25 protein-coding genes are annotated in these 25,567 nt (G+C 74.5%); 9 read left to right on the top strand and 16 right to left on the bottom strand.

The window, feature by feature from the left end; genetic code table 11:
* The first annotated feature begins 152 nt into the window (after window positions 1–152).
* The gene (locus OG556_RS31810; protein WP_371522227.1) at window positions 153–1,424 is read left to right on the top strand and encodes an acyltransferase; all 1,272 of its coding nucleotides are present in this window, start codon (window positions 153–155) and stop codon (window positions 1,422–1,424) included.
* Between the two features lie 48 nt (window positions 1,425–1,472).
* On the opposite strand, the gene OG556_RS31815 is transcribed toward OG556_RS31810, so the two are convergent.
* The 12 genes from OG556_RS31815 to OG556_RS31870 all read right to left on the bottom strand — a co-directional run bounded on the left by OG556_RS31815 (window position 1,473) and on the right by OG556_RS31870 (window position 13,312).
* Window positions 1,473–2,261 carry a DUF3050 domain-containing protein gene (locus tag OG556_RS31815; RefSeq protein WP_371522229.1) on the bottom strand — a complete coding sequence of 263 codons (789 nt, stop codon included), beginning with the start codon at window positions 2,259–2,261 and terminating at the stop codon, window positions 1,473–1,475.
* A gap of 35 nt (window positions 2,262–2,296) precedes the next feature.
* Window positions 2,297–3,265, bottom strand: a complete 969-nt coding sequence (locus OG556_RS31820; RefSeq protein ID WP_371522231.1) for an alpha-ketoacid dehydrogenase subunit beta — start codon at window positions 3,263–3,265, stop codon at window positions 2,297–2,299.
* Complete coding sequence (locus OG556_RS31825) at window positions 3,262–4,332, bottom strand: thiamine pyrophosphate-dependent dehydrogenase E1 component subunit alpha (RefSeq protein WP_371522233.1); 1,071 nt, start codon at window positions 4,330–4,332, stop codon at window positions 3,262–3,264. Before OG556_RS31825 ends, OG556_RS31820 begins: the two co-directional genes overlap by 4 nt.
* Window positions 4,329–5,243, bottom strand: coding sequence for a phytanoyl-CoA dioxygenase family protein (locus OG556_RS31830; protein WP_371522235.1), 915 nt, complete (start codon window positions 5,241–5,243; stop codon window positions 4,329–4,331). Before OG556_RS31830 ends, OG556_RS31825 begins: the two co-directional genes overlap by 4 nt.
* 33 nt (window positions 5,244–5,276) lie before the next feature.
* Window positions 5,277–6,263, bottom strand: a complete 987-nt coding sequence (gene hppD / locus OG556_RS31835; protein WP_371522237.1) for a 4-hydroxyphenylpyruvate dioxygenase — start codon at window positions 6,261–6,263, stop codon at window positions 5,277–5,279.
* A 42-nt stretch (window positions 6,264–6,305) separates the two neighbouring features.
* Entirely contained in the window at window positions 6,306–7,562 is a 1,257-nt protein-coding gene (locus OG556_RS31840; RefSeq protein WP_363617211.1) for a beta-ketoacyl-[acyl-carrier-protein] synthase family protein, read from the bottom strand.
* Window positions 7,559–9,181 carry a class I adenylate-forming enzyme family protein gene (locus OG556_RS31845; RefSeq protein WP_371522239.1) on the bottom strand — a complete coding sequence of 541 codons (1,623 nt, stop codon included), beginning with the start codon at window positions 9,179–9,181 and terminating at the stop codon, window positions 7,559–7,561. The genes OG556_RS31840 and OG556_RS31845 overlap by 4 nt, the downstream gene beginning before the upstream one ends.
* Window positions 9,182–9,485: 304 nt before the next feature.
* The gene (locus tag OG556_RS31850; protein ID WP_371522240.1) at window positions 9,486–10,103 is read right to left on the bottom strand and encodes a hypothetical protein; all 618 of its coding nucleotides are present in this window, start codon (window positions 10,101–10,103) and stop codon (window positions 9,486–9,488) included.
* A gap of 61 nt (window positions 10,104–10,164) precedes the next feature.
* Window positions 10,165–11,313 (bottom strand): beta-ketoacyl synthase N-terminal-like domain-containing protein, encoded by a 1,149-nt coding sequence (locus tag OG556_RS31855; protein ID WP_371522242.1) that lies wholly within the window; start codon window positions 11,311–11,313, stop codon window positions 10,165–10,167.
* Window positions 11,310–11,564, bottom strand: coding sequence for an acyl carrier protein (locus OG556_RS31860; RefSeq protein ID WP_371522244.1), 255 nt, complete (start codon window positions 11,562–11,564; stop codon window positions 11,310–11,312). The genes OG556_RS31855 and OG556_RS31860 overlap by 4 nt, the downstream gene beginning before the upstream one ends.
* Window positions 11,561–11,842 carry a phosphopantetheine-binding protein gene (locus OG556_RS31865; protein ID WP_371522246.1) on the bottom strand — a complete coding sequence of 94 codons (282 nt, stop codon included), beginning with the start codon at window positions 11,840–11,842 and terminating at the stop codon, window positions 11,561–11,563. The genes OG556_RS31860 and OG556_RS31865 overlap by 4 nt, the downstream gene beginning before the upstream one ends.
* A 33-nt stretch (window positions 11,843–11,875) precedes the next feature.
* Window positions 11,876–13,312, bottom strand: a complete 1,437-nt coding sequence (locus tag OG556_RS31870) for a class I adenylate-forming enzyme family protein (RefSeq protein WP_371522248.1) — start codon at window positions 13,310–13,312, stop codon at window positions 11,876–11,878.
* A gap of 180 nt (window positions 13,313–13,492) precedes the next feature.
* On the opposite strand from OG556_RS31870, the gene OG556_RS31875 reads away from it, so the two are divergent.
* From OG556_RS31875 to OG556_RS31890, 4 genes are all read left to right on the top strand, one after another.
* Window positions 13,493–14,587 carry an alpha-hydroxy acid oxidase gene (locus OG556_RS31875; protein WP_371522250.1) on the top strand — a complete coding sequence of 365 codons (1,095 nt, stop codon included), beginning with the start codon at window positions 13,493–13,495 and terminating at the stop codon, window positions 14,585–14,587.
* A 49-nt stretch (window positions 14,588–14,636) separates the two neighbouring features.
* Window positions 14,637–15,431 (top strand): methyltransferase domain-containing protein, encoded by a 795-nt coding sequence (locus OG556_RS31880; RefSeq protein WP_371522252.1) that lies wholly within the window; start codon window positions 14,637–14,639, stop codon window positions 15,429–15,431.
* A gap of 264 nt (window positions 15,432–15,695) precedes the next feature.
* Window positions 15,696–16,631 carry an alpha/beta hydrolase gene (locus OG556_RS31885; protein ID WP_371522254.1) on the top strand — a complete coding sequence of 312 codons (936 nt, stop codon included), beginning with the start codon at window positions 15,696–15,698 and terminating at the stop codon, window positions 16,629–16,631.
* Complete coding sequence (locus OG556_RS31890) at window positions 16,628–17,926, top strand: PLP-dependent aminotransferase family protein (protein WP_371522256.1); 1,299 nt, start codon at window positions 16,628–16,630, stop codon at window positions 17,924–17,926. The genes OG556_RS31885 and OG556_RS31890 overlap by 4 nt, the downstream gene beginning before the upstream one ends.
* Window positions 17,927–18,006: 80 nt before the next feature.
* On the opposite strand, the gene OG556_RS31895 is transcribed toward OG556_RS31890, so the two are convergent.
* The 4 genes from OG556_RS31895 to OG556_RS31910 all read right to left on the bottom strand — a co-directional run bounded on the left by OG556_RS31895 (window position 18,007) and on the right by OG556_RS31910 (window position 21,536).
* Window positions 18,007–18,771 carry an ABC transporter permease gene (locus tag OG556_RS31895; RefSeq protein ID WP_371522258.1) on the bottom strand — a complete coding sequence of 255 codons (765 nt, stop codon included), beginning with the start codon at window positions 18,769–18,771 and terminating at the stop codon, window positions 18,007–18,009.
* Between the two features lie 22 nt (window positions 18,772–18,793).
* Window positions 18,794–19,768, bottom strand: a complete 975-nt coding sequence (locus OG556_RS31900; protein ID WP_371522260.1) for an ATP-binding cassette domain-containing protein — start codon at window positions 19,766–19,768, stop codon at window positions 18,794–18,796.
* Window positions 19,769–19,914: 146 nt separating this feature from the next.
* Entirely contained in the window at window positions 19,915–21,108 is a 1,194-nt protein-coding gene (locus tag OG556_RS31905) for a glycosyltransferase (RefSeq protein WP_371522262.1), read from the bottom strand.
* Window positions 21,105–21,536: a hypothetical protein gene (locus OG556_RS31910; protein ID WP_371522264.1), complete on the bottom strand. Its 432-nt coding sequence runs from the start codon at window positions 21,534–21,536 to the stop codon at window positions 21,105–21,107. The genes OG556_RS31905 and OG556_RS31910 overlap by 4 nt, the downstream gene beginning before the upstream one ends.
* Window positions 21,537–21,572: 36 nt before the next feature.
* On the opposite strand from OG556_RS31910, the gene OG556_RS31915 reads away from it, so the two are divergent.
* From OG556_RS31915 to OG556_RS31930, 4 genes are all read left to right on the top strand, one after another.
* Window positions 21,573–22,505 carry a 3-oxoacyl-[acyl-carrier-protein] synthase III C-terminal domain-containing protein gene (locus tag OG556_RS31915; protein WP_371522266.1) on the top strand — a complete coding sequence of 311 codons (933 nt, stop codon included), beginning with the start codon at window positions 21,573–21,575 and terminating at the stop codon, window positions 22,503–22,505.
* Between the two features lie 69 nt (window positions 22,506–22,574).
* Entirely contained in the window at window positions 22,575–22,865 is a 291-nt protein-coding gene (locus OG556_RS31920; RefSeq protein WP_079136143.1) for a phosphopantetheine-binding protein, read from the top strand.
* Window positions 22,866–22,869: 4 nt separating this feature from the next.
* Window positions 22,870–23,649, top strand: coding sequence for a hypothetical protein (locus tag OG556_RS31925; protein ID WP_371522268.1), 780 nt, complete (start codon window positions 22,870–22,872; stop codon window positions 23,647–23,649).
* Window positions 23,650–23,808: 159 nt separating this feature from the next.
* On the top strand, window positions 23,809–25,551 hold the full coding sequence (locus OG556_RS31930) for a condensation domain-containing protein (RefSeq protein WP_371522270.1): 1,743 nt from the start codon (window positions 23,809–23,811) through the stop codon (window positions 25,549–25,551).
* Window positions 25,552–25,567 lie beyond the last annotated feature (16 nt).

Genomic DNA, 25,567 nt, shown 5'->3' on the forward strand with positions numbered 1-25,567 from the left:
CACTGTGACGGCGCGGCACTATCGTTCGGCGTGCCCGCTCGCCACCCGCAGAACAATCGGGGACGGAACGCATGAGTAGTTGGCCGGTGTTGCGAAGATCCCGGACTGTCAGGGCCGGCCGCGCCCCAGGAACCGTGCTGCACTGCGGTCTGATGGACACCATGCTGGCGGACCTCGCCGTCTCGGTCGTGCTCTGCTTCGACCAGGTGCTGGACGAGGACCGGCTGGCCGCCGGACTGGCCCGTGCGCTCGACCGGGTGCCGGTGTTCGCCGGGCGGCTGCGCACCGGCGGGGAAGGCGCCCTCGAAGCGGTCTGCGACGACTCGGGCGTCCCGCTGGACGTCTACACCGTGGACAGCACGCTCGCCGAGACGATGGGCCGGGTGACGGCCGCCGGTTCCGAACTGGTCGATCCGGTGGACGCCCCGGCCGCGCGCGGCGGCGGCGTCCCGCTGCTCACCGTCCGGGTCACCCGCACCGGAGACGGCGGGACGGTGTTGGGCTGCTCCTGGCACCACGCGATCGGCGATCTGCACAGCTTCATGCTGCTGCTGCGGATCTGGTCGGCGGCGGTCGAGGGCGAGGAGCTGCCGGAAGCCGAACTGGTCGAGGACCAAGACGAGTTGATGGACCGGGTGCTCCCCGCCGAGGACTGCGGCCGGCCCGGCTTCCGAGTGCCCTCGACGGCGCAGGCGCAGCTGCTGGCCCGCGAGGTGGCGGTCGGTCCGCGGGCCAACCGGACCGTCCAGATCTACTTCGGGGACGCCGAAGTCGAGCGGATGCGCGCGGAGTTCAGCGCGACGGTCGGCCGCCGGCTCTCCTCCGGTGACGTGCTCTGCGCCCATGTCGTCAGCACCGTCCGGGAGTTGGACGGCGACAAGGCGGAGCGCTGGCTGACCGTACCGGTCAACGCCCGGCGCTGGCTCGGACTTTCACCCGCCCTGGTGGGCAACCTGCTGGGCGACGTCCACGTGTCGCACCGGCCCGAGGACGGCCCGGCGGCGCTCGCGGGCGCGCTGCGGGCGGCGGTCGAGGAGTTCCCGGCCGCCCACCTCAACCTGCGTTCCAACCTCGGCTTCCTGGCCTCGCTCGGCCGCTCCCGGTTGCGGGACTGCGTGCCGCTGGGCTTCGACCCGCAGGAGCGCCGGTTCAGCTTCTCGAACTGGAGCCGGTTCGGGGCCTATCGGGTGAGCTTCCAGGGGCATCGGCCGGTGTTCTTCAGCCCGGCCGCCAACTACCCGCTTCCCTGGGTGAGTTGGACGGTCGAGGGGTTCGGCGGCGCCGGCTACCTGACCACCGTGGTGCTGCCGGCCCGGCTCGCCGCCCGGGTGCGGGGGGCGGAGGGCCGGGCCGCGCTGCACCGCTTCCGGACGGCGGCGGACGAACTGTCCGCGTCGGCCGCCGCCGTCCCGAAGGTGGTCTGAGCCGCACCGCGCGGGGTGAGCCGCGGAGTGTGCCGCGCCCGGGCCGCGCTACGCGAAGGCGGCCTCGATCGCCGTCCACAGCTGCACCCGGGCGCGCAGCGCGGTGCGGACGGTCTCGGCGCACTCGTCCCACTTGGCCTGGTCGTCGCCGCACAGGTCGATCAGCATCTGCATCGCCATCGGGGTGTGCTGCTCGCCGTCCACCTCGATGTGCCGGGCCAGGTAGTCCTTGAAGACGGTGAGCACGCCGTCCGGGTCGTCGATGCCGACCACCTGGGCGAACATGTCCGGGATCAGGTCCTCGCGGCCGAAGGCGAAGGCGGCGGCCCGGCAGTGCACCGGCGCGTTCTCGATGATCGACCAGGTGGTGCCGGTGAAGTCGACGGCGGCCTGCGGCACCGCGGCGGCCTTCAGCGCCTGCGGGACGGCGGTGCCGGTGCCCAGCAGCCCCAGGAACTCCTCCACCGGGCCCGGGTCGGCGCCGGCCTGCCGCATGCCCTCGACGTACAGCTCGAAGTGGCTGGTGTAGCCCTCCCCGAGTTCGTCGCTCTCCTCGACCAGCACGATCTCGTTGATCAGCCGGCGGCTGGCGGTCGGCCCGCTCGGGACCCACGGGACGTCGACGCTGGTGAGGTCGCGCTGCAGGCTCTTCAGCAGCGACATGAAGTCCCAGACCGCGAAGACGTGGCTGTCCAGGAAGGTGCGGACGCGCTCGATGCTGGTGAGCCCGCCGTACACGCCGTGGCCGACGACCTCGCGGCGCAGCGGGTCGATGGCCTGCTGGAGGCTGGTCAGGCCGGGGTGCGAACGGTCCCAGTGGTAGCGGTTGGTGGACAAGGCGGCTCCTTCTGCTCAGGGGTGCTTGAGGCTGCTCAGGGGTGCTTGAGGACGGCGTGCAGGGCGTGGCGCAGTTGCTCGCGGCCGGGCTGGAGGGCGCGGTCGAGGGCGGGGGCGAACGGCAGGACGGTGCCGTCGGGGCGGGTGACCCGGCGGGGCGGGGCGATCAGGCGCATCTCCTCGGAGGCGGTGGCCAGCACCTCCGCGGCGAAGCCGCAGCTGCGGTTGGAGTCGTCGAAGACGACCAGCCGGCCGGTTCGTTCCAGCGAGGCTGCGAGCGCGGCCCAATCTAGGGGGTACAGCGTGCGGGGGTCGAGGACTTCGACCGAGATCTCCTCGGCGACCTCGTCCGCCACGGCGAGCGCATCGTGCACCAGGTGTCCCACGGCGACCACGGTGACGTCGGTGCCGGAGCGGTGGATCCGGGCCCGGCCGAGCGGGATCGGCGCGAGGTCCCAGGTGACGGTCTCGCGTACCGGGAGGGCGGCGGCGGGCGCGAACACCACGACCGGGTCCGGGTCGCGGATCGCCGAGCGCAGCAGCCCGTAGGCGTCGGTCGGGGTGGCGGGCACCACGGTCTTCACCCCGGCGTGCGCGAACAGGCTGTACGGGTGGTCGGAGTGCTGCCCGGCCCAGCCGTCCCGGGAACCCGAGCCGGGCACCAGGCAGGTCAGCGGGACGCTCGCCTGCCCGCCGGTCATCAGCGAGAACTTGTGTGCCTGGTTGACGAGTTGCTCGAAGACCAGGAACAGCAGCGAGGGGATCTGGAACTCCAGCACCGGGCGCCGCCCGGCGAGCGCCGCGCCGATCGCCATGGCGGTGAAGGCCTGCTCGGACAGCGGGGTGTCGACGATCCGCTCGGGCCCGAAGCGGTCCAGCAGGCCGAGGGTCGGGCCGGCCATCCCGGCGCCGATGTCCTCGCCGAAGACGCAGACCGCCGGGTCGTCGGCGAGTTCGTCGGCGATCGCCCGGTTGAGGGCCTTGGTGTACGAGAGCCTGGTCATGCCACCGCCCCGGCTCGGGGCCGCAGGCCGTCGGCGTACAGGTGGTCCAACGCGCCGGCCGGGTCGGGGTGTTCGGAGGCGAGGGCGAACTCCTCGGCGGCGGCGAGTCGGCGGGCCACCGCGTCGTCGAGTTCGGCGACGACCGACTGTTCCAGCTGGGCGGCGGCCCGGGGGAGCGGGTCGCGGGCGCGCCAGGCCTCGACCTCCTCGGGGGTGCGGTAGTGCAGCTTCATCCGGCGTTCCATGGTGTGGTGGCCCTCGTAGCGGTAGGTGCGGCATTCCAGGAAGCCGGGGCCGCCGCCGGAGCGGGCCCGCTCCACCGCGCGCAGGGCGGCGGCGCGGACGGCCTCGGTGTCCATGCCGTCCACCTCCTCGGCGGGGATGCCGAAGGCGGCCGCCCGCCCGGTCGCGCTGCCCGCGACCGCGGTGGCGGCGGGCAGGGTGGTGGCGTAGCCGTTGTTCTCGCAGACGAACACCACCGGAAGCTGCCACATCGCGGCGAGGTTGAACGACTCCAGCAGCACGCCCTGGTTGAGCGCGCCGTCGCCGAAGAAGGCCACCGCCACCCGGCCGTCCCCGGCCTGCCGGGCGGCCCAGGCGGCGCCGACCGCGATCGGGGCGCCGGCGCCGACGATGCCGTTGGCGCCGAGGATGCCGAGCGAGAGGTCGGCGGCGTGCATCGAGCCGCCCCGCCCGCCGTTCAACCCGTCGACGCGGCCGGCGAGTTCGGCGAGCAGCCGGTGCGGTGCGGCGCCCCGGGCGAGGACGTGGCCGTGGCCGCGGTGGGTGCTGGTGAGCCGGTCGGTGGGGCCGAGCGCCGAGCAGACGCCGACCGCGACGGCCTCCTGGCCGATGTACGGGTGGATGCCGCCGGGGATCGCGCCGGCCTTCACCAGGCCGAGCGCCAACTCCTCGAAGCCGCGGATCAGCCGCAGCATCCGGTAGCGCTCGGCCGGCGTGTCCAGCGGCGCGGTGCCGGGGGCAGCGGTGTCGGGAGCAGCGGTGCCGGGCGCGGCGGTGTCGGGTGCGGTGGTGCCGGGGGGCACGGTCGCCGGGGGAGCCGTCACCGGGCTCCCCGCCAGATGGTCGGGCAGAACTGCGGGTCGGCGTAGTCGGGCCGGCCGTCGGCGGTGCGGCGCACCAGCACGTCGTGGTTGTACACCACCGGGCCGCCGTCCGCCCGGGTGTGGTGGCGGTACTCGTTGGCGCCGTCCTGGAGGTGCAGCGAGACGGCCCGGCGCGGGAAGGAGGCCAGGTTGGGGCCGCTGCCGTGGTAGGTGCGGCAGTGGTGGAAGGACATGTGGCCGCGCGGGATGTGCATCGGGACGGTGCGCACCTGCTGCCCGTTGTGGGCGGCGTTGGCGGCCAGGATGTCGTCGAGTTCGGTGCGGTCGCGATCGGCGAAGTGGCGGGTGGAGTCCTCGCCGGAGTCCAGCTCCCGCCAGCGGTGGCTGCCGTCCACCATGGTGATGGTGCCGTTCTCCTCGCGGCAGTCGTGGAACGGGATGAACGCGGTGAGCATCTCCTCCGAGGTGGAGGTCTGCCAGTAGTGCTTGTCGAAGTGCCAGGGCACCTGGTTGCTCGGCTCCCCGGGCACCGGCGGCTTGTAGATCAGGGTCGCCTGGAACACCCGGATCTCCTCGGCGCCGGCCAGCAGGGCGGCCACCGCGCCGATCAGCGGCTTGCGCAGGATCGCGCCGATGGCGTCGCTCTCGTAGTGCACGTAGTCGTTGTGCCGCTGGATCGGCCCCTGCGAGGGGTCCCAGGCGGCCAGGCGCGGTGGGCGGGCGGGCAGTTCGCGGTCACGGTGGCCGCCGTAGTAGAGCTCGGTGGCGGCCTGGAGGGTGTCCAGTTCCTCGTCGCTGAACAGCTTCCGGGACAGGTACCAGCCGTGCTCGCGGTAGTGGGCCACCTCCTCGGGCGTGGGCAGCAGGGCGTGTTCGGCCTCGCTGAGGCGGAACTCGACGGCGGTGGTCATGGGGTGTGCCCCTTCCGGAGGTGTGGGCGGCGGTCAGACGGCGGCGTCGGAGCTCTGCCGCTCGACGGCCTCGTACAGGGCCTTGATGTTCGCGGTGCCGAAGGTGCCGGCGCCCTGGCGCTCGATCAGCTCCAGGAAGTACGTGCGCCGCGGGTGGGTGGAGCGCACGAAGATCTGGAACAGCTGGCCGCCGTGGTCCTGGTCGACGAGCACGTGCAGGTCGCGCAGGGTCTCCACCGGGATGGCCGTCTCGCCGAACCGCTCGGCCAGGGCGTCGAAGTAGGCGCCCGGGGTGCTCAGGAACTCCACGCCGTTGGCCCGGGCGGTCCGGACGGCGGTGGCGATGTCGCCGGTGCGGAAGGCCAGGTGCTGCACTCCGGCGCCGTCGTGGGAGGCCAGGAACTCGTCGATCTGGCCGGGCCGCCGGGTGGTGTCCGGCTCGATCAGGGTGAAGGTGACCTCGCCGGAGGCACTCTGCACCACGCTGGAGTCCATGGCCTGCCGGCCGACCTCGATGTACTCGCCGAAGATCCGGTGGAAGCCGAGCGCGGCCTCGCAGAACCGTACGGCGTCGGCGAGTTCGCCGGCCGGGACGCAGATCGCGACGTGGTCCAGGGCGTCCAGCAGGCCCGGCTCGTCGGCGGGTTCGGCCGGGCGCGGCGGCACGAACCTCAGCGCGGTGTCGCCGAAGCCGGCGATCAGCCCGCCGGCCCGGTCCAGCACGCGGGCGCCGTGCCGCTCGGCGCGCTCCAGCGCGGCCTGCGGGTCGGTGCAGGCGAGGGCGAGGGCGGCGACGCCGTCCCCGTGCCGGGCGACGAAGCCGGCCACCGGGTGGCCGGGGTCGGCGGCGGAGGCCAGGTGCATCCGGATCGAGCCCTGGCGCAGCCGGATGGTGCGGGCGCCGTCCGGTGCGGTCTCCGGGGCGTCGGCGGTGAAGTCGAAGTCGGCGCAGAGCCCGGCCGCGGTCTTGTCGGCGTCCGCGCAGTGGAACTCGACGTGGGTGATGGACTGGATGGACAACGGGATCTCCCCCGGAGGGATGGAAGGGCGTGGATCGGCGCGCTACTTGGCGGCCCGGGTGGACGCCGGACCGAGGATCAGGCTGAGGTTGTGGCCGCCGAAGGCGAAGGCGTTGCTCAGCGCGGCGCGCACCGGTGCGGACCGGGCCCCGCCCCGGACGTGGTCCAGGTCGCAGGCCGGGTCGGGGTCGGTCAGGTTGAGTGTCGGCGGCAGTGTCCCCCTCGCCACCGCCAGGGCGGTCACCGCCGCCTCCAACGCGCCTGCGGCGCCGAGGAGATGGCCGGTGGCACCCTTGGTGGAGCTGACCGCGGGCGGGTGCGCGCCGAAGACGGCGCGCAGGGCGGCGGTCTCGGCCACGTCACCGAGCTTGGTGCCGGTGCCGTGGGCGTTCACGTAGTCGATGTCGCCCGGTGCCAGGCCCGCGTTGGCGAGCGCGGAGCGCATCGCGTCGGCGGCGCCGGAGCCGTCGGGGCGGGGCATGGTCGGGTGGTGGGCGTCGGTGGAGGCGCCCCAGCCGATGACGTCCGCGTACCCGGCGGCGCCGCGGGCGTCGGCGTGGTCGGCGCGTTCCAGGACGAGGACGGCGCTGCCCTCGCCGAGCACGAAGCCGTTGCGGCGGGTGTCGAAGGGCCGGCTGGCCTGCTCCGGATCCTCCCAACCCTGGGCGAGTGCACGGGCGTTGGTGAAGGCGGCGGCGATGGTCGGGTGCAGCGAGGACTCGGTGCCGCCGCACACCACCACGTCCGCGTCGCCGGAGCGGATCAGCCGCAGCCCCTCGGCGACGGCCTGGGCGCCGGCCGCGCAGGCCGTCACCACGGCCGAACTGTAGCCGCGGATGCCGTGCTTGATGGCGATCCGGGCGGTGGCCATGTTGGAGAGCATGCCCGGCAGCAGGTACGGGCTGACGCCGGGGCGGCCGCGTTCCAGCCGGCGGTGCGACTGCTGCTCGAAGGTCTCCAGTCCGCCGCCGCCGGTGGCCAGCACCACGGCGGTGCGGTGCGGGTCGGCGTCCCGGCCGACGACCAGGCCGGCGTCGGCGAGCGCGTCGTCGGCGGCGGCCAGGGCGAGCAGCACGAAGCGGTCCACGCAGCGGGTCTCGGTGGGCGGCAGCACCTCGCGGCCGTCGACGGCGGGGGCGATCCCGGCGGCGGGCAGCCAGCCGTGCGCGGCGTGGCCCTCGGGGACGGCGGTCAGCCCGGAGCGCCCGGCGTTGAGCGCGTCGAACACCTCGGCGGGCTTGCGGCCGAGCGGCGAGACCAGGCCGAGGCCGGTGACGACGGCGCCCTCGCGGCGGGTCATCGGGCACCGGCCGCGGCGTCGAGGTAGCGCTGGCGCAGCAGCACCTTGCGGACCTTGCCGGTGGGGCCGAGCGGGATGTCGTCCCCGGAGACGACCAGCACCTGGCGCACGGTCGCGGCGGCGGCCTCGTCCAGGGCGGCGATGACGTCCTTGGTCCGGTCGGCGGTCGGGTCGGCGTCGGCGGCGAGGATCAGCAGCACGTCGGTGACCACCCGCTCGCCGTCCCGTACGGCGACCACCGTGCAGTCCGCCACGTCCGGGCGGGCGGCGAGCACCCGCTCCTCCGACATGGCGGTGAACAGCCGCTTGCCGTCGCCGAGTTCGACCGAGTCGACGGCCCGGTCGACGTGGTAGTAGTAGCCCTCCTCGTCCCGGTACATCAGGTCGCCGGTGAGGAAGCGGCCGCGGATCCGGGTGCGGAAGGTGGTGGCCGAGTCGTTCCAGTAGCCGAGTGCCAGGGTCGGCGAGGAGGTGGCGAGTTCGCCGACCTCGCCGGGGCCGAGCGGCTCGCCGTCCGGGCCGACCACCTCGCAGTCGACGAAGGCGTGCGGGCGCCCGACGCAGCGCCCGTAGCGCTCGGTGCCGGGGCCGTGGGTGATGAAGAAGTGCGAGTGGCCCATCTCGGTGGAGCCCAGGCCGTCGACGAACAGCGAGCCCGGCGTCCGGGTGCGGCCCGCGCGGGTGACGGACTCCCGGCTGCCGGCGGCGATCAGGCGGCGGATGTGCACCTCGTGCGCGCAGTCGCCGGTGTTCCACCACAGGGCGACGGTGTCGAGGTCGCGGGCAGTGAGGTCGTGGTGGGCGAGTTCGGCCCAGGTGGCGGCGAAGCCGATCACCCCGGTGGGCCGCCACTGCTCGATGGCGTCCAGCACCCCGGCGCCGGACTGCCGTGACAGCACGGCGAGTTCGGTGTGCGAGCTGAGCGCCAGGTTGAGCGCGATCAGGGTGGCGGCGTGCGGCGCGGGCAGTGCGCTGAGCATCCGGTCCTGGCCCTGCGGGCGGGGCAGCCGCAGCCGGTGGCGGATCGCCGCGTACAGGCTCGCGTGCGAGTGGACGACGGCCTTGGGCATCCCGGTGGTGCCGGAGGAGTGGGTGATCGCCACCGGGTCTCCGGACCAGTGCCGGTACGGCTCGGGGGCGGCGTCCGGGTCGCCCGCGCCGAGGGTGGAGATCTCGGGCAGCAGCGGCGCGCCGGGGTCGTGGTCGGCCAGCGCGGCCAGGTGGGCCGGGTCGGCGAGGACGCCGACGGCGCCGAGGCGGGCGATGTAGCGGGCGGCCCGCTCGCCGTCCACGTTGGGGTTGAGCAGCGCGGGGATGGCGCCGAGCCGGGTCAGGGCGAGGAAGGCGAGCACGTGGTCGGCGGCGTCGCCGGCGAAGACCACCACCGGGTCGCGCCGGGTGATGCCGAGGGCGTGCAGGGCGGCGGCGCGGGCCCGGACGGCGCGGTCGAGCTCGCGCAGGGTGAGCGGCTGCCAGGCGGGGTGGTCGTCCACCGGGGTGTCGAAGGTCAGCAGCGGTTCGTCGAGGCCGAGGCCGAGTGCGAGCCGGGCGGTCAGGACGTTGCCGGCGCCCACGTCGGGGTCGTCCGCGATCAGGCTGCGGACACTGCGGATGGTCACGGGGTGGATCCCTCCCTCGGGGCCGGAGGCGGCCCGGGCGGCTGATCGGTTGGCGTGGGTCGGGCGGCCGCGCGGGCGGCGAAGGGTGTCGGCGAACGGTGCTGGCGGGTGTCGGCGGGCTGTCGGCGGGTGCGACGGCGCCTGGGTGGGTGACGGGGCCGGGTGCTGGTCTGCCGGGTGCGGCTGCTTCAGTGGTCGGGCCTCGTCCGTGGGTACGGCCGGCGGTGGCCGGACGGTTCAGTCGGTGACTCGGCGGGTGGCCCAGCCGGTGACTCGGCCGGTGGCCCGGTCGGTCAACAGGACGTCAGCCGGTGACCAGGACGGCCACCGCGTGTCCGGTGGCCTCGCCCGGTCCGTCGTCGCCCGGTTCGGCGGCGATGACCAGCACCTGGTCGGCGTCGCCGTCCGCGAGGAGCAGCGCCGCGAGGTCGAGCGCGTCCGCGGGCACCTGCCCGGGGACGGCGTGGGCCGGGCTGATCGCCACGACGGGGCCGGTCAGGCCCCAGCGGGCGGCGATGTGCCCGAGGACGGCGTTGGGGTTGGACTGGAAGAACAGCAGGGGTGCGGGGCGTCGGCCGGGTTCGGCGCTCCGGTCGATGGCCCGCGCGGTGGCGCGGTCGCCGCCGGCGCTGGCCAGCAGCAGTGCGGTCCGCCCGGGGGCGGGCGGGGCGCAGTGGTGGGCGCGCAGGCAGCGGTCGGCGGTGTCGGCGACCAGCGGGTTGAAGCCGGAGGCGGCGAAGCCGGGCAGCGGTGGCGGCGGGCCGGCCAGGTCGGGGTCGGCCGAGCCGGGGTCGGGTCGGCGGGCCTCGGCGAGGACCCGCAGCCGGGCGGCGGCCGGCGCGGGTGCGGCGCCGAAGCTCGTGGCGTCGGGCGCTGTGCCGTAGGGCTCTGTGGCGTCGGAGTCTGTGGCGTCGGTGGTCATGGTGTGGGTGCCGGGGTACGGGGTCGGCGCCGTCGGACGGCGGGCGGGTGCCGGTGGCCGGTCATGCGGGGGCCACCAGCAGGGCGGTGTTGGCGCCGCCGAAGGCGGAGTTGAGGCTGAGTGCGTAGCGGGGGCGGGCGGCGCGGGGGCCGTCCAGGACGAGGTCCAGGCCGACGTCCGGGTCCGGGCCGAGCCAGCCGGCGTTGACCGGGAGCAGGCCGGTGCCCAACGCACCGATGGTGACGGCGAGTTCGAGCAGGGCGGAGGCCTCCAGGGCGTGCCCGTGGACGGATTTGCTGGAGCTGACCGGGAGTTCGGCGGTGTGCGCGCCGAAGACCCGGCGCAGCGCGCTCGCCTCGGCCTGGTCGGCGAGGGTGGAGCCGGTGCCGTTGGCGTTGACGTAGCCGACCTCGGCCGGGGCGACGCCGGCGCGGGTGAGCGCGGCCTCGACGGCCCGGGCGACTCCGGCGCCGTCCGGTTCGGGGCGGCACACGTGGTGGGCGTCCCCGGCCCGGCCCCAGCCGGCCAGCCGGGCGAGGGCGGTGGCGCCGCGCCGTTCGGCGGCCGGGGCGGCCTCGACCAGTACGGCCGCGGCCGCGTCGCCGAGCAGGGTGCCCGTGCGGCCGGTGCTGAACGGGCGCAGCTCGCCGTCCCGGGCCAGCGCGCGGCCGGCGTCGAAGACGGCGAACACGCCCGGCTCGACCAGGTGACCGGCCGCGACCAGGACCCGTTCGTGCCGCCCGGCGGCGACCAGCGCCGCGGCGTCCGCGACGGCGGTCGCGGCTGCCACGCAGGCGCCGGTGTACACCCGGGTCACGCCCGCGGTGCCCCAGGCGGCGCGGACGCCGGCGGCCACCGCGTCGGCGGTGCCCCTGGTCCGTTCGTCGCTGTGCAGGGCGAGCAGGACGGGCGTGTCCGCGCCGTCGGCGGCGGTCAGTCCGGCCTGGCGGCAGGCCTGGCCGACGGCGTCGAGCACCGCGCGGGCCAGCGGGAAGGTGTGTGCGAGCGGCACGTCGTCGGGCAGCAGGGCGGCCCGGGTGGTGCGGCGGGCGCTCACGTCGAAGCGGGTGACGGGGCCGAAGGCGGTCTTGCCGTGGGCGGCGGCCTCGGTCAGCGGGCCGAGTCCGCGCCCGGCGGCGCTGAGCACGCCGAGCCCGGTGACCACCGGCCGGCCGCGCGGCCGGTGCGCGGAGGGCGCGCCGGTGGTCATGGCCGGGCGCCCACACGGTCGGCCAGGACGGCCGAGCGCAGCAGTTCGGTGGCGTCGTCGACCGTCCGGACGGCGCCGAAGCGGTCGTCGTCGAGGTCCACCTGGATGCCGTAGCGCTGCTCGAACTCGGCTATGAGCCAGGTGAGTTCGAGCGATCCGAGGTCGTCCGGCACGGTGTCGGCGGCGCGCTGCCCGAACGCCGCCAGCATCGCGCGGACCTCGGCCCGGTCGGGGAGGGCGGAGCCGCTCACGCCGGGCTACCGGCGGTGGCGGTGGCCGTGGCGGCGGCGATCCGCTTGACGACGTCGGCGGTGAACTCGTCGAGCGTCATCAGCGCGGTGGTCTCCATCTCGTCGAGGTCGAACTTGATCCCGAACTCGTCCTCGACCTGCACCGACAGCTCGGCCAGCGCGAGCGATTCGAGGTCCAGCCCGGCCGGGCCGAGGTCGGTGTCCCCGGTGACCTCGGAGACGTCGTACTGCATCTCGGTGAGCGAGGCGAGGACGAACTCGCGGACGCGGTCCTGCATGGTGTGGCTCCTTGTCGGGGTGCGTGCGGTGGATCAGAGCGCGGCGGCCGTGGCGGTGGTGCGCAGGGCGGCCGGGTCGCGCAGGAGTTTTCCGGTGGCGGTACGGGGGAGTCGGGGCAGCAGGGCGAGCCGGCGCGGCCGCTTGTAGGCGGCGAGCCGGCGGGCCAGACCGTCCTGGACGAGGGCGAGGTCGGCGTCGGGTTCGGTGGCGAGGTAGGCCTCGATCGCGCCGTCCTCGAAGACCACGACGGCCTCGCGGACCTCGGGCAGCGCGGTGAGCGTCTGCTCGACCTCGGTGAGGTCGACCTTGAGGCCGCCGATCGAGACCTGGGAGTCCAGGCGGCCGAGGACGGTGACCAGGCCGGTGTCCGGGTCGAGTTCGGCCGCGTCGCGGGTGTGCAGCCAGCCGTCCGACCAGCGGGTCGGGTCGTCCAGCCCCGGGTAGGGCGAGGACTCCGCGCCGATCCGCAGCTCGCCCGCGACCAGCCGCAGCCGCATCCCGTGGACGGGCTGCTTGGCCGGGTGGAGCGTGCCGGACAGGTCGGTGGCGATGACCCCGGTCTCGGTCATCCCGTACATGGTGCCGAGCGGGACGCCGTAGCGGTCGGCGAACAGCGCGGGCAGGCCCGGGCGGACCAGTTCGCCGGCCACGATCATCCGCCGCAGCCCCGGCAGTGCCGGGGGAGTGACGGCGCCGGCCAGCAGTTCGGCGTGGAAGGGCACCCCGATGACGGTGGTCGGCCGGTCGCCGGCGGCGACTGCGGCGAGGATGCCCGCCGCCGTCATCCGCTCGGGCACGGTGAGCGCGACCCGGGCGTGCAGGCTGTTGAGCAGTCCGCCGACCAGGCCGAGCACGTGCACCACGGAGGACAGCAGGACGACCCGCTCGCCCTCGCCGGGGAACTCCACCAGCCTGTGGTAGCAGTCGAGTTCGCGGAGCAGGTCGGAGGCGGTGCGGGCGATGACCTTGGCCGGGCCGGTGGACCCGGAGCTGAGCTGGATCAGCGCGTGCCCGGTGCCGGCCGGGCGGCCTTCCGGCAGCCGGACGGCCACCGGCTCGACCTCGGAGAAGCCGCGCAGGGCCGCCGCGGGCCGGTGGGCGGAGCCTACCAGGACCTGCGGGGCCAGCCGCGCCACCGCCGCGTCGACCTCGTGGTCCGTCAACCGGTGGTCGAGCAGCGCCACTTGGGCACCGAGCCGCCAGCACGCCAGCAGCACCGTGACGAACGCCACCGAGGGCGGCAGCCGTAGCGCGGCGGTGCCGCCGGGGCCGAGTCCGGCCGCGGCGAGGTGCGCGGCCTGTTCGTCGACCAGGGCGCGCAGGGCGTCCCGGTCGAGTGGTCCGCCGAGATGCAGGCACTCCTCGCCTCCGGGACCGGCCAGCAACAGCCGGTCGACCCAGGCGTCCGGGGCGTCGGCGTGCGGCGGTGAGGAAGGCGGAAGTGAAGAGGGGGAAATGCCGGTCAACACCGCTCCACACAAGTGAGGGGATTTGACATGAACGCCGTTCACAACCAAAACGGTCAATTCCGTTGCCAGACGATTGCACAGACGTTTGGTCAAATCAAGGTCTATACCAATGTGGTTGTTGCTCCTACGCTGCCGAACCGGGGCTGGTCCACGCGTGGCCGCCCGGAATCGAGGACGCCCGTGGGAGAACTCACGCTGGCCGGGATGGAGCGTGCCGCGCGCGCGCAACTTTCCCCGGAAATATGGGACTTCATCGAGGGTGGCAGCGGCACGGAACGCACCGTGGCGGCGAACCGGGAAATGTTCGCGCGCTATGCACTGCGCCCGCGCACGATGGTCGACGTCTCCGACTGCTCGCCCGGGCGCACGCTGCTCGGCGCGCCGCTCGGCCTGCCGGTCGGCATCGCCCCGATGGCCTACCACCGGCTGGTCGACCCGGAGGGCGAGACCGCCACCGCGCGCGCCGCCGGCCGCGCCGGGGCCCTGCTGGTCGCCGGCATGTTCGCCAGCCGCACCCTGGAGGAGATCGCGGCCGCCGCCACCGGCCCGCTCTGGCTCCAGCTGTACTGGCTGCGCGAGCGCGCCGCGCTCGCCGCGCTGGTCGAACGCGCCGAGGCGGCCGGCTACCGCGCGCTCGTCCTGACCGTGGACGCCCCCAGGATCGGCCGCCGCCTGCGCGACCTGCGCAACGGCTTCGCGATCCCGCCCGCCGTCCGGGCCGTCAACCTGGACCAGGACCTGATGACCGCCAGCCACCGCGCGACGGACGGCGGTTCGGGCATCGCCGAGCACGCCCGCGAACAGTTCGACCCCACCCTGACCTGGGCCGACCTCGACTGGCTGCGCGCCCGCACCCGGCTGCCGCTGGTCCTCAAGGGCATCCTGACCGCCGAGGACGCCCGGCTCGCCGCCGAGCACGGCGCCGACGCCGTCGTGGTCTCCAACCACGGCGGGCGGCAACTCGACGGCGCACTGCCCTCCCTGGCCGCACTGCCCGAGGTGGTCGACGCCGTACCCGCCGACCTGCCGGTGCTGCTCGACGGCGGGGTGCGCACCGGCGCCGACATCGCCGTCGCGCTCGCCCTCGGCGCCCGCGCCGTCCTGGTCGGCCGTCCGGTGTTCTGGGGCCTCGCCACCGAGGGCGAGGCCGGCGTGCACCGCGTCCTCGACCTGCTGCGCGACGAACTGGAGCACACCATGGCCCTGTTGGGCCGCCCCCGGCTCGCCGACCTGGACCGCACGGCCCTCGCCCCCTGGCCCTGCCCGGTCGGCTGAACCGCGCACCGCCCGCGCCACGTTGTCCGTACTGGATGGAGAACAGCAGATGACCGAACCGACCCCCGAGACCGAACGCAACGACCCCTTCCCCGGTTGGGACTGGGACGACCCCGACGGCCTCGCCACCCGCCTGGACGCCTTCAGCGAGCAGGTCGCCACCTGCGACACGCTCGAAGCGCACCCCGGCGGGCTGCCCAGCGACCACGCCGGATTCCGCGAACTCGGCCTCACCGGAATCGAGTTCGCCGCCTTCCGGACCGCCCACCCGGAAGGACTCGGCACCGACCTCACCGCCCTGCGCAGCCCCGGCGCCGCCACCGAACCCGGGACCCTCTACCGGGTCGACGGCGACCGCTGGTTCACCCAGCTCGACATCGGCCGGACGCTGCCCTTCGCCGACGCCAGCGTCGACTGGGTCTACGCCGAGCACCTGATCGAGCACGTCACCATGCCGGTCGCGGTCGGCTGGCTGCGTGAGGTGCGCCGCGTCCTGCGCCCCGGCGGCGTGCTGCGCCTCACCACCCCGGACCTCGCCCGCTACCTGGTCGGCTACGCCAACGGGGACGGCTTCCTCGCCAAGCACCGCCGCCGCCTCACCACCCTCGGCTTCGGTCCGCCGATGCCCGCCCGCCCGGCCTTCCTGGTCAACCAGATCTTCCGCCACTTCGGGCACCAGTGGATCTACGACCTGGACGAGCTGCGCCACGTCCTCACCCTCGCCGGCTTCGAACCCGAGCGGATCCGCCACTGCGCCTACCGCCAGGGCGCCCGCCCCGACGTCGCCGACCTCGACACCGCGTTCCGCACCGACGAGACCGTCTACGTCGAAGCCGACCGCTAGGGCGTGTCTTCAAACCCCCGCCTGCGCGCCGACGCCGGGGCACGCACCTCGCCGCGTTGTCGTCGGTCGCCGATGCTCCGCATGGACTCCCTCCTCCGCCTTGCGATGCACGCACCCCGACGCCGCCACGCCCGCCCTCCGGGCGGACGACGGGGGTTTGAAGACACGCCCTAGGCCCTCGGGTCCTTGGTCTCATGGACCCTGGACCCTGAGAGTCCGCCCGCCGACGCCTCCGCACCGGATCTGTACCGAACGGGACCACCCATGCCCCTGCACCCCCAGGCCGAGGCGCTGCGCGCCCGGCGCGCGAGCAGCGGTGCGCCGCCGCTCTACACCCTCACCCTGGCCGAGGCCCGCGCCGCCGACCTCGCCGACATCCGCGCCGCGGCCGGGAGCCCCGAGCCGGTCGCCGCCGTCGAGGAGCACCGCATCCCCGGCCCGGGCGGCGAACTCGCCCTGCGGCTCTACCGCCCCGAGCCGCCCGGCCGTCAACTTCCGGCCCTGCTCTACCTGTTCGGTGGCGGGTGGGCCCTCGGCTCGCCGGACACCAGCGACGCGATCTGCCGCCGGCTGGCCAACGCGGCCGGCTGCGTCACCGCTTCCGTCGGCTACCGGCTCGCCCCCGAACACCCCTTCCCCGCGGCCGTCCAGGACTGCCGCGCCGCGCTGTACTGGCTCGCCGCACACGCCGGCGAACTCGGCGTCGACCCGGGCCGGCTCGCCGTCGGCGGCGACAGCGCCGGCGGCAACCTCACCGCCGCCCTCACCCTGATCGCCCGCGACGAGAACGGCCCGGCCCTGCGCCACCAGCTGCTCGTCTACCCCAACACCGACCACGCCGCCGACACCCCCTCGCTGCGCGAGCACGACGACCCGATGCTCTTCAACCGCCGTTCGGTGGCCTGGTACTGGGGCCACTACCTGGCCGACCCCGCCGACGGCGCCCACCCGCACGCCTCCCCGCTGCGCGCCCCCGGCCTGGCCGGACTGCCGCCCGCGACCGTCATCACCGCCGAGTACGACCCGCTGCGCGACGAGGGCGAGCAGTACGCCGAGGCGCTGCGCGCGGCCGGCGTCCCGGTGGAGAGCCGCCGCTACGCCGGCATGCCGCACGGCTTCTTCGCCATGACCGGCACCCTGGACGCGGCCGCCGACGCCCAGCGCTACGCCGCCGAGCGGCTGCGCGAGGCCCTGCGGTGAGCGCGCCCGAGCCCCTGCCCCTGGCCGACCTGCACGCCAGCCTGGCCGACCCGCTGCTGGACGCGATGACCTTCCTCAACGAGGTCACCACCCGCTACCCCGACGCCGTCTCCTTCGCCCCCGGCCGCCCCTACGAGGGCTTCTTCGAACCCGAGGACGTCCCCGCCTACCTGGACACCTACCTCGCCCACCTGGCGGCCCGCGGCCTCGACCGGGACGCCGTGCGCACCGCGCTGTTCCAGTACGGCCCCACCAAGGGGATCATCGCCGACCTGGTCGCCCGCACCCTCGCCAACGACGAGGGCCTGACGGTGGCCCCCGAGGCCCTGGTGCTGACGGTCGGCGCCCAGGAGGGCATGCTGCTCACCCTGCGCGCGCTGTGCGCCGGCCCGGACGACGTCCTGCTGGTCAGCTCGCCCTGCTACGTCGGCGTCACCGGCGCCGCCCGGCTGCTCGACCTGACCACCCTGCCCGTCCCCGAGGGCCCGGCCGGCGGCCCCGACCCGGAGGCCGTGCGCGCCGCCGCCCGGGCGGTGCGGGCCGAGGGCCGCCGCCCGCGCGCCCTCTACGTCGTCCCGGACTTCGCCAACCCCTCGGGCACCAGCATGCCCGTCGCGGCCCGGACCCGGCTGCTGGAGGCGGCCGCCGAGGAGGGCCTGCTCGTCATCGAGGACAACCCGTACGGCTTCTTCGCCCGCGACCCGGGGGAGCGGCCGACGCTCAAGGCGCTCGACCGCCGCCGCCAGGTGGTCTACCTGGGCTCCTTCGCCAAGACCTGCTTCCCCGGCGCCCGCCTCGGCTACGTCGTGGCCGACCAGGAGGTGGCCGGCCCCGGCGGGCGGCGCACCCTGCTGGCGGACGAACTGGCCAAGCTGAAGAGCATGACGACGGTCAACACGCCCGCGCTCAGCCAGGCCGTCATCGGCGGCATGCTGCTGCGCCACGACTGCCGGCTGCGCGCCGCCAACGCCGCCGCCACGGCCCACTACGCGGCCGGCATGGACACCCTGCTGCGGGAGCTGGACCGGCACTTCCCGGCCTCCGAACGGCGCCGTTCGGGCGTGTCCTGGAACCGGCCCGAGGGCGGCTTCTTCGCGGTGCTGACCGTCCCGTTCGCCGCCGACGACGCGGCGATGGAGCGCTGCGCCCGCGGGTACGGGGTGCTGTGGACGCCGATGGCGCCGTTCTACCCGGCGGGCGGCGGGGAGCACCGGCTGCGGCTCTCGATCAGCTCACTGACGCAGGCTCAGATTATCGACGGCGTGGCCAAGTTGGCGGCGTTCATCGCCTCCTGAGCGGCACTGCCGAACAGCAGGAGGGGCCCGGCTCGTGAGCCGGGCCCCTCCTCGGGCATCTCGTCCTCGTGCGTCGTGTCTCAGCGCACCCGGGTGGAGAACAGCCGGGCCGACCAGTACACCGACAGCACGGTCATCACCACGACGACCAGCAGGCCCTGCCACACCGCACTGTCCCCGAGGTGGCCGGAGAACAGCGCGCGCATGCCCTCCACCGCCCAGTAGAAGGGGTTCCACTTGGCGGTCTGCTGCAGCCAGTGCGGAGCCAGCGTGAGCGGCAGCAGCACCCCCGAGAGCAGCGCGATCGGCTGCGCGATGGTGTTCACCACCGGTGCCATCGCCGCGTCCGTCGGCACCATCAGCGCGATGCCGTAGGAGATCGCCGAGGTCATCAGCGCCAGCAGCCCGAGCAGCAGGTAGGCGAGCAGCAGGTTCAGCGGGCTCACCCGCAGCCCGAACGGCAGCGCGATGAGGGTGATCAGGACGGCCTGCACCAGCAGCGCCACCATCTCCCGCAGCGCCCGCCCGAGCAGCAGCGCCAGCCGGCTCACCGGCGTCACCCGGGAGCGCTCGATGATGCCGGCCCTCAGCTCGCCGAGCAGGCTGAAGCCGGTGAACAGCCCGCCGAAGATGCACAGCACCGCCAGCAGGCCCGGCACGTACATCTGGTAGATGTCGGCGTAGCTGCCGGCACCGTTGGGGGCGATCACCGGCTTCAGCAGCGGGGCGAACAGCAGCAGGTAGAACACGGGCTGGATGATCCCGACGGCGATCCAGATCGGGGTGCGGATCATCAGCAGCACCTGGCGCTGGAAGACCAGCCAGGTGTCGCGGGCGAGCTTCATGGTTTCCCCAGGAGTGGGCGGATCAGGACTGCTGGAGCGAACGGCCGGTGCGGGCCAGGAACACGTCGTCCAGGCTGGGGCGTTGGAGCTGGACGGTGCCGGGTGTCACGCCCGCCCCGTCCAGCGCGCGCAGCAGCTGCGGGATGGCCGCCGCGCCGTCCTCCAGGTAGAGCCGCAGTCCGGCCTCCCCGCTGAACTCCAGCCGGTGCAGGTAGGGCTGCGGGCGCAGCACCTCGGCGGCCCGCTCGGCGACGCCCTCTCCGGGCTCCAGTTCGAGCAGCACGACGTCACCGGAGATCTCGCGCTTGAGCACCTCGGGCGTGCCCTCGGCCACCACCTGGCCGTGGTCGACGATCGCGACCCGGTCGCACAGGGCGTCGGCCTCGTCGAGGTAGTGCGTGGTGACGACGACGGTCATGCCCTCGGTGCGCAGCCGGCGGATCTCCTCCCACACGTACGCCCGGCTGGCCGGGTCCAGCCCGACCGTGGGCTCGTCCAGGAACAGCACCCGGGGCTCGTGGATGACGCCGAGCGCGATGTCCACCCGGCGGCGCTGGCCGCCGGAGTAGGTGGCGCACGGGCGGTCGCCGAACTCGGCCAGGTCGAAGGCCTTGAGCGCGCCCTCGGCGGCCTGGACGGCCTGCGCCTTGGCGGCGCCGTACATCCGGGCCTGGAGCACCAGCTCCTCGCGGGCGCTGACGGTGTCGGTGGTGCCGCCGCCCTGGGCGACGTAGCCGATCCGGCGGCGTACACCGGCCGGGTCGGTGAAGAGGTCGGCCCCGGCGATGCTGGCCTGACCGCCGTCCGGGCGGATCAGGGTGGCCAGCATGCGCAGGGTGGTGGTCTTCCCGGCGCCGTTGGGCCCGAGGAAACCGTAGATCTTGCCCGCGTCGACGGACAGGTCGATGCCGCGCACAGCGTCGACGGTGGGGTTCTCGCCGCTCTTGCGGGAGGTCTTCTTGCGGTAGGACTTGCGCAGTCCCGTGGTCTCGATCAACCGGAACTCCCGTGCTGGGATGGGCTGCCACGGCACCTGGGAAGGCGGTGCTCGGCACCTGCGAAGGCGGTGCTGGGCGCCACCCTAGGCCGAACTCCGGCCCGGAGACAATGGCCTAGACCAATGGACGTCGATCTTCCGGTCTGCTACAGGATCCCCGGCAGCGGCTGCCGGAAGTCCTGCCCGGCTCGGGCCGCCAGGGCCTCCAGCCGGTCCGCGGCCGTGGCCGCCCCGCCGCCCGCGCGCAGCGCCTCGCCGACCCGAACCGCGCCGCACCGGTAGTCGGCCGTGTCCAGGACGGTCCGCAGGGCCTGCGCCAGCCGCTCCGGCGTCACCCGGGCGAACGGCACCCGCAGCCCCGCCCCGGCCGCCGCCACCTGCGCCGCGACGAAGGGCTGGTCGTGCCGGATCGGTGCGGTGACCAGCGGCAGGCCGTGCGTCAGGGCCTCGCCGACGGTGTTCATCCCGCCGTGGCACAGCACCGCGTCCAGCGCGCCGCGCGCCATCAGCTCCAGCACCGGCGCCCGGTCCACCGCGACGGTCTGCGGCGGCAGTTCGGGCAGCAGCTCGCGCGGGGCGGCGAACACCGGCTGCACGTCGTCGCCGCACAGCTCCAGCGCCCGGGCGGCCCGCGCGTGGAAGTCCGCGCCCAGCTCCCCGGCCAGCGTGCCCATGGTGACCAGCACCCGCCGGCGCCCGGGCAGCAGCCGCTCCCACGGGAAGTCCGGATCGGCCGGCCGAACGGAGTGGACCGGCCCGACCAGCGCGTGGTGCGGGGGCGGCGCGTCGTCACCGGTCAGCGCGGGGCCGGTGGTCGCCAGCACCAGGGCGGGGGAGAAACGCGGGTCCACGTACTCCTGCGCGGGCAGCCGGGCACGCTCCCACAACCCGCGCAGCAGGCCGGTCATCCAGGCTTCCACCTGCGGCAGTGCCCGGTACGGGCGGCCCAGTTCCATCGCCCCCGGCGCGAAGCTCGCCCACGGCAGGCCGTGCCGGTGGGCGGCCAGCGCGCCCGCCGGGGTGTGCTGGTCGACGAGCAGGACGTCCGGCCGGAACTCCCGCACGACCGCGTCCAGCGGCTTCGCGGTGAACCGCGCGTACGGGACGATGAAGCCCTCCCAGAGCGAACGCAGCGCGGCGAGCCCGTGCCCGCCCTGCGCCCGGAACGCCCGGGTGCCGGTGCCGAGCACCTGCGCCTGGGGGCCGAGCAGCGGGCGCAGCACCGACTCGGTGCCGGTCCAGGCGACGTCGTGTCCGCGCGCGGTCAACTCGGCGGCGATGCCCGCCGCGGGATTGACGTGCCCGGTCAACGGGGGCATCACCAGCAGGAACCGGGTCATCGCGAACCCTCCTCGGGGATCAGTTTCTGCAGGTCGGCGACGGTCAGCGCTTCCAGGGCGGCCAGGTCCAGCCCGGCGCGCAGCCGGGCCAGGTCGGCCGCCGGGCCGAAGCGTTCGCGCAGGCGCCCGGCGAGCGCGGCCAGTTCGCCCTCGTCGAGCAGCAGGTCGCCGTCCAGCCGGGCGCCCGGGGTCAGCCGGTCGGCCCAGCCGGGTGGCGCCCCGGCGGCCTCGACCAGCAGCGCGACCAGCTCGGGGTGCAACGGCGCGGCGGGGTGCTGCGGTTCACGGTCGGACGACGTGTGAGAAATGGCATCGGACATCGAAGGGGTCTCCCACCTGTTCGACGGCGCGGGGGTGAACGCGTCGGCCCCGCAGGCGGATTCGGCGGCCTCGGAGACGAACGCGATGGTGAAGGGGCCCGAGATCACTTGTGCGACCCGGCGGGCGTCGGAATACTAGCCCGCGTGACAGCACTGGAGGCAGTGGCCGTTCACCTCCCCCCGCACGCCGTGCCCATCGAGGCGGTTGGTGAGCGGATCGGCCTGACCCCACGTCAACTTCGACTCTTCCGCCGCTTCCACGGACTGGACCAGCTCCGTCTGGACCCGTCCGGGACGCTGCCCGACCTGCTTGACTCCGCCCTCGACAACCTGCCTGAGCTGCGCGGACGCGAACGGGACGTCCGCTTCGTGATCCACGCGCGCAGCATGCCGGTGGCGGTGCCCTACCCGCTCAACCCGTTGCACGACCTGCTCGCCCCGCGCGGCCTCGCGCACGCCAACGCCTTCACGGTGACCCACCACGCGTGCGCGGTGGGCCTGCTGGCCATCGACCTGGCCGGCCGGCTGCTCGCCGCCGAGCCCGACCCGCGGGCACTGGCGCTCGTCCTGGCGGGCGAGAAGACCTTCACCAAGGACGCCCAGGTGGTGCCCGAGACCGGTATCTTCGCCGAGGGCGCGGCCGCCTGCCTGGTGAGCGCCGACGGCGAGCGCCACCGGGTGCTCTCCTTCGCGGTGCGCCAGCGCCCGGAGTTCGACGGCCGGCTGGCCGAGGACGCGGACCTCCTGGCCCGCTACCAGCGCGAGTACCCCGACGTGATGGTGGAGGCGATCGAGTCCGCCCTGGACGAGGCCGGTCTGGACCTCTCCGACCTGGCCGCGGTGCTTCCGCACAACGTCAACCAGGCGTCGTGGCGGATGATCGCGCGCCGGATCGGCTATCCGCTCGACAAGGTGGTGCTGGACAACGTGCTGTCGGTGGGGCACAGTTTCGCTGCGGACAGCCTCATCAACCTTCACACCGCCACCACGCGGGGGCTGCTGCGCCGCGGCGACCACTACCTGATCGCCGCCGCCGGTGTCGGAGCCACCTTCTCCGCGATGGCGGTCCGCTGCTGACGAAGCGTCGGCTTCGTCCATCCTTCCCACGCCAGACCACTCTCCCACGTACGACGGGACGGGACACCCATGTCAGAACCTGTGGTCCAGACCACTGACCCCGAGCTGCGCGAGCGGATCCGCACCGGCATCGGCGAGCTGCTGCCCCGCGTCCTCAAGCGCGAACTGCCCGAGATCCCCGAGAACGCCTGCCTCTTCGACGACCTCGGCCTCACCTCCGCCGGCACCATCGAGCTCATCCTGGAGCTGGAGGAGTCGCTCGACATCCAGGTGGACGTCGAGCAGATCACCGAGGACGACCTGCGCTCGGTCACCAAACTGGCCGACTACGTCGCCGGACACGTCATCCCCGAGGACTGACCGGGTGGCCGACCACGGCCTGCGGATCACCCGGGCGCTCGCGCGGCGCTTCGACGGCCGCTCGGAGGCCTCGCTCCACCCGGACCTGCGGGTGTTCGTCTCCGACCTCGTCCGCCCCTACGGCCTGCCGCTGCGCGAGGACCTGCTGAGCGAGGGCGTCGGCCACTCCTACGAGGAGCTGGCCGCCGACCTGCTGCGCGAGGCGCTCGGCGAGGACGAGCCCGTCGACCTGCTGATTCTGGCCTTCGACACCCCGGACGTCCGACCGGGCGCGCCGTCCTCGCTGGCGCTCAGCCGGTCCTGTCCGGGCACACCGCTCGCCTTCGCGGTCTGCGACCAGGGCGTCGCCGCGGCCTTCACCGCGCTGCGCCTCGCGGTCGACTACCACCGCACCGGATCCTGCCGCCGGGCGGTCGTGGTGCTCGCCGAGCAGACGGCGCTGCACCACGAGCCGGCCGCGCCGGTGGCGCTGCCGGAGCGGCACGGCGTGGTGGTGCTGGTCTGCGAGGAGGCCCCCGGGCCTGACATGACCGTCCACCAGACGCCCGGTGCCGAGCTGTCGGATACGGCGGTGCGGGCGCGGGCCGCCGAACTGGGGCCCGACCCGGCGCTCGTGCTCGGCCCCGGGCTGGCCGGTGCCGAGGACTCGGCGGCCCAGCCGTTCACCGGGGCCTGGGCGGAGCTCGCCGAGCAGCTGCCCGCCTGGCGGGCGCAGGGGCGCCCCGTCCTGGTCGCCGACCTGGATCGCAGGCTCGGCGTGCTGAGCACGTTGACCCTTCCGTAGTCATGGTTCAGTTCATGCCAACTCCCCTGTCTCGCAAGAGAATTGACGAACTGCCGGTTTGGTAAACGATTGGTATGGACCAGTGTGCGAGGTCGCTGGTAGCGTCCCGATCGCACTCCCGCTGAACCCTTCCCCGGCGAGCCGAAAGGCGCGTGCGACGTGACCCCGTACGGCGAGACACAGACCAGTAGGCGGATCGAGGTCCGGTACGCGGCCTCGGCCGACGACTCGGCGGAGGGTTCGGCTGTCGATTCGGGGCCGCTCACGCTCGGCCAGGACAACATGATCCGGTGCATCGGGCGCGACGCCCCCGAGCAGATCAACAAGGATGCGCTCTGGCCCGTCCCGGACGGCACCTCGGTGTCGGCCGGGCTGGCCGCCCTGCGCCGGCTCGTCGAACGGCACGAGTCGCTGCGCACCTCCTTCCCGGCCGGCCCCGGTGCGGACGGCTTCCCGGAGCGCCAGGTGGTGCACCCGGAAGGCCGGTTCACCGTCACCGTGATCGAGGCGGGCGACCGCAGCGACACCCAACTGGATGCGCTCGCAGCGGAGTTGGGTCAGGCCGACGTCGCCGTTCCGTTCGACCTGGCGGCCGCCCCGCGGCTGCGCTTCACCCTCGTCGCGGACGGCGAGCGACTGCTGCGGCTGGTCGTGGTGGTCTGCCACGCGGGGGCCGACGGCGCCGCCACCGTGCTGCTGATCCAGGACTGGCTGGACCTCGCGGCCGGCAAGGACCTCCCGCCGGTCACCGCCCCGACCCCGCTGCGGATCGCGGACGCGGAACGGAGCGCGCAGGGCCGCCGCAAGTCGGCCGCCGCGCTGCGGTACTGGGCCCGCAGCCTCGCCACCGGCCCGCAGGTGGTGTTCGCCGACGCGAGGATCACCGGCCCCCCGCGCGACCTCTCCGCCGTCCTGGTCCGCTCCCGCACCGTCGCCGAGGACCTCGCCGCCGTCTGCCGCCGCACCGGCGCGAGCCCGTCCGTCGTCCTGCTCGCCGCCTTCGCCGCGCTCGTCGCGCACCGGTCCGGCCGCACCGGGCTGGCGCTCTCGGCGCTCTCCGCGAACCGCCAGCGCGCCGCCCTGGTCGACCACGTCGGCACCCTGGCGCAGGACGCCCTGATCCTGCTCGACACCGGGACCGCCGACCTCGACCAGCTGATCGGCCGGGCCAAGGCGGCCTCGCTGAGCGCCTACTGGCACAGCACCCTGGACGCCGAACAGGTCTGGCGGCTCATCGAGGACTGCGCCCACCTGCGCGGCAGCCGCTTCCCCCGCCACGTCGTGGTCAACGACCTGAGCCTGACCATCCCCGCCGCCGTCGCCGACGCCCGACCCGCCGCGGCCGCCGACCCCGAACTGACCCGGCTGCCCGCTCCACAGCTGCCGGTCCGGCTGATGTTCACCATCCTGCGGATCAGCGGCAGCCTCGACTTCGCCCTGATCAGCTGCCCGCAGGTGCTGGACCCGGACGAGACCGATCGGTTCGCGCGGGCACTGCTCGCCGTCCTGACCGCCGCCGCCCGCGGGCCCGTGCCGCTCGACGCCCTGCCCGGCGTCGGCGGGGTGCCGACCCCCGACCGGGGCGGGGAGTGGCGCCTGGTCGACGGCTCCTGGATCGACCTGGCCGCCGTCCGCGCCCTGCTGGAGGCCGCCCTCGGCGCGCGGGCGGAGATCGAACTGGCGCTGGATGAGGGCAGGCTGACCGCCAGGCTGACCAGTGCGGACCGCGAACTCACCCCGGCCGCCGCCCACCAGGCGGTGGTCGCCGCACTGCCCGGCCGCGACACGGCGATGGCGCCGCACCACTATCTCGTCCGGCACACCGGCCCCGGGGCGGAGGCCGTCACCTCCGGCGGCGGCCGCGACCCGGAGATTGCCGCCCGGCAGGCGGTGCTCACCTGAACGGGGGAGCGCGGGC

Origin of the sequence: Kitasatospora sp. NBC_01300 (genome assembly GCF_041435235.1) — a bacterium.
GTDB lineage: Bacteria > Actinomycetota > Actinomycetes > Streptomycetales > Streptomycetaceae > Kitasatospora.

Excerpts from the sequence above, each read along its gene's own strand:
- OG556_RS31905 (WP_371522262.1), bottom strand. The coding sequence starts at position 21,108 with ATGACCCGGTTCCTGCTGGTGATGCCCCCGTTGACCGGGCACGTCAAT.
- OG556_RS31850 (WP_371522240.1), bottom strand. The coding sequence starts at position 10,103 with ATGACCACCGACGCCACAGACTCCGACGCCACAGAGCCCTACGGCACA.
- OG556_RS31855 (WP_371522242.1), bottom strand. The coding sequence starts at position 11,313 with ATGACCACCGGCGCGCCCTCCGCGCACCGGCCGCGCGGCCGGCCGGTG.
- OG556_RS31830 (WP_371522235.1), bottom strand. The coding sequence starts at position 5,243 with ATGACCACCGCCGTCGAGTTCCGCCTCAGCGAGGCCGAACACGCCCTG.
- OG556_RS31840 (WP_363617211.1), bottom strand. The coding sequence starts at position 7,562 with ATGACCCGCCGCGAGGGCGCCGTCGTCACCGGCCTCGGCCTGGTCTCG.
- OG556_RS31865 (WP_371522246.1), bottom strand. The coding sequence starts at position 11,842 with ATGCAGGACCGCGTCCGCGAGTTCGTCCTCGCCTCGCTCACCGAGATG.
- OG556_RS31885 (WP_371522254.1), top strand. The coding sequence starts at position 15,696 with ATGCCCCTGCACCCCCAGGCCGAGGCGCTGCGCGCCCGGCGCGCGAGC.
- OG556_RS31880 (WP_371522252.1), top strand. The coding sequence starts at position 14,637 with ATGACCGAACCGACCCCCGAGACCGAACGCAACGACCCCTTCCCCGGT.
- OG556_RS31820 (WP_371522231.1), bottom strand. The coding sequence starts at position 3,265 with ATGACCAGGCTCTCGTACACCAAGGCCCTCAACCGGGCGATCGCCGAC.
- OG556_RS31810 (WP_371522227.1), top strand. The coding sequence starts at position 153 with ATGGACACCATGCTGGCGGACCTCGCCGTCTCGGTCGTGCTCTGCTTC.
- OG556_RS31895 (WP_371522258.1), bottom strand. The coding sequence starts at position 18,771 with ATGAAGCTCGCCCGCGACACCTGGCTGGTCTTCCAGCGCCAGGTGCTG.
- OG556_RS31920 (WP_079136143.1), top strand. The coding sequence starts at position 22,575 with ATGTCAGAACCTGTGGTCCAGACCACTGACCCCGAGCTGCGCGAGCGG.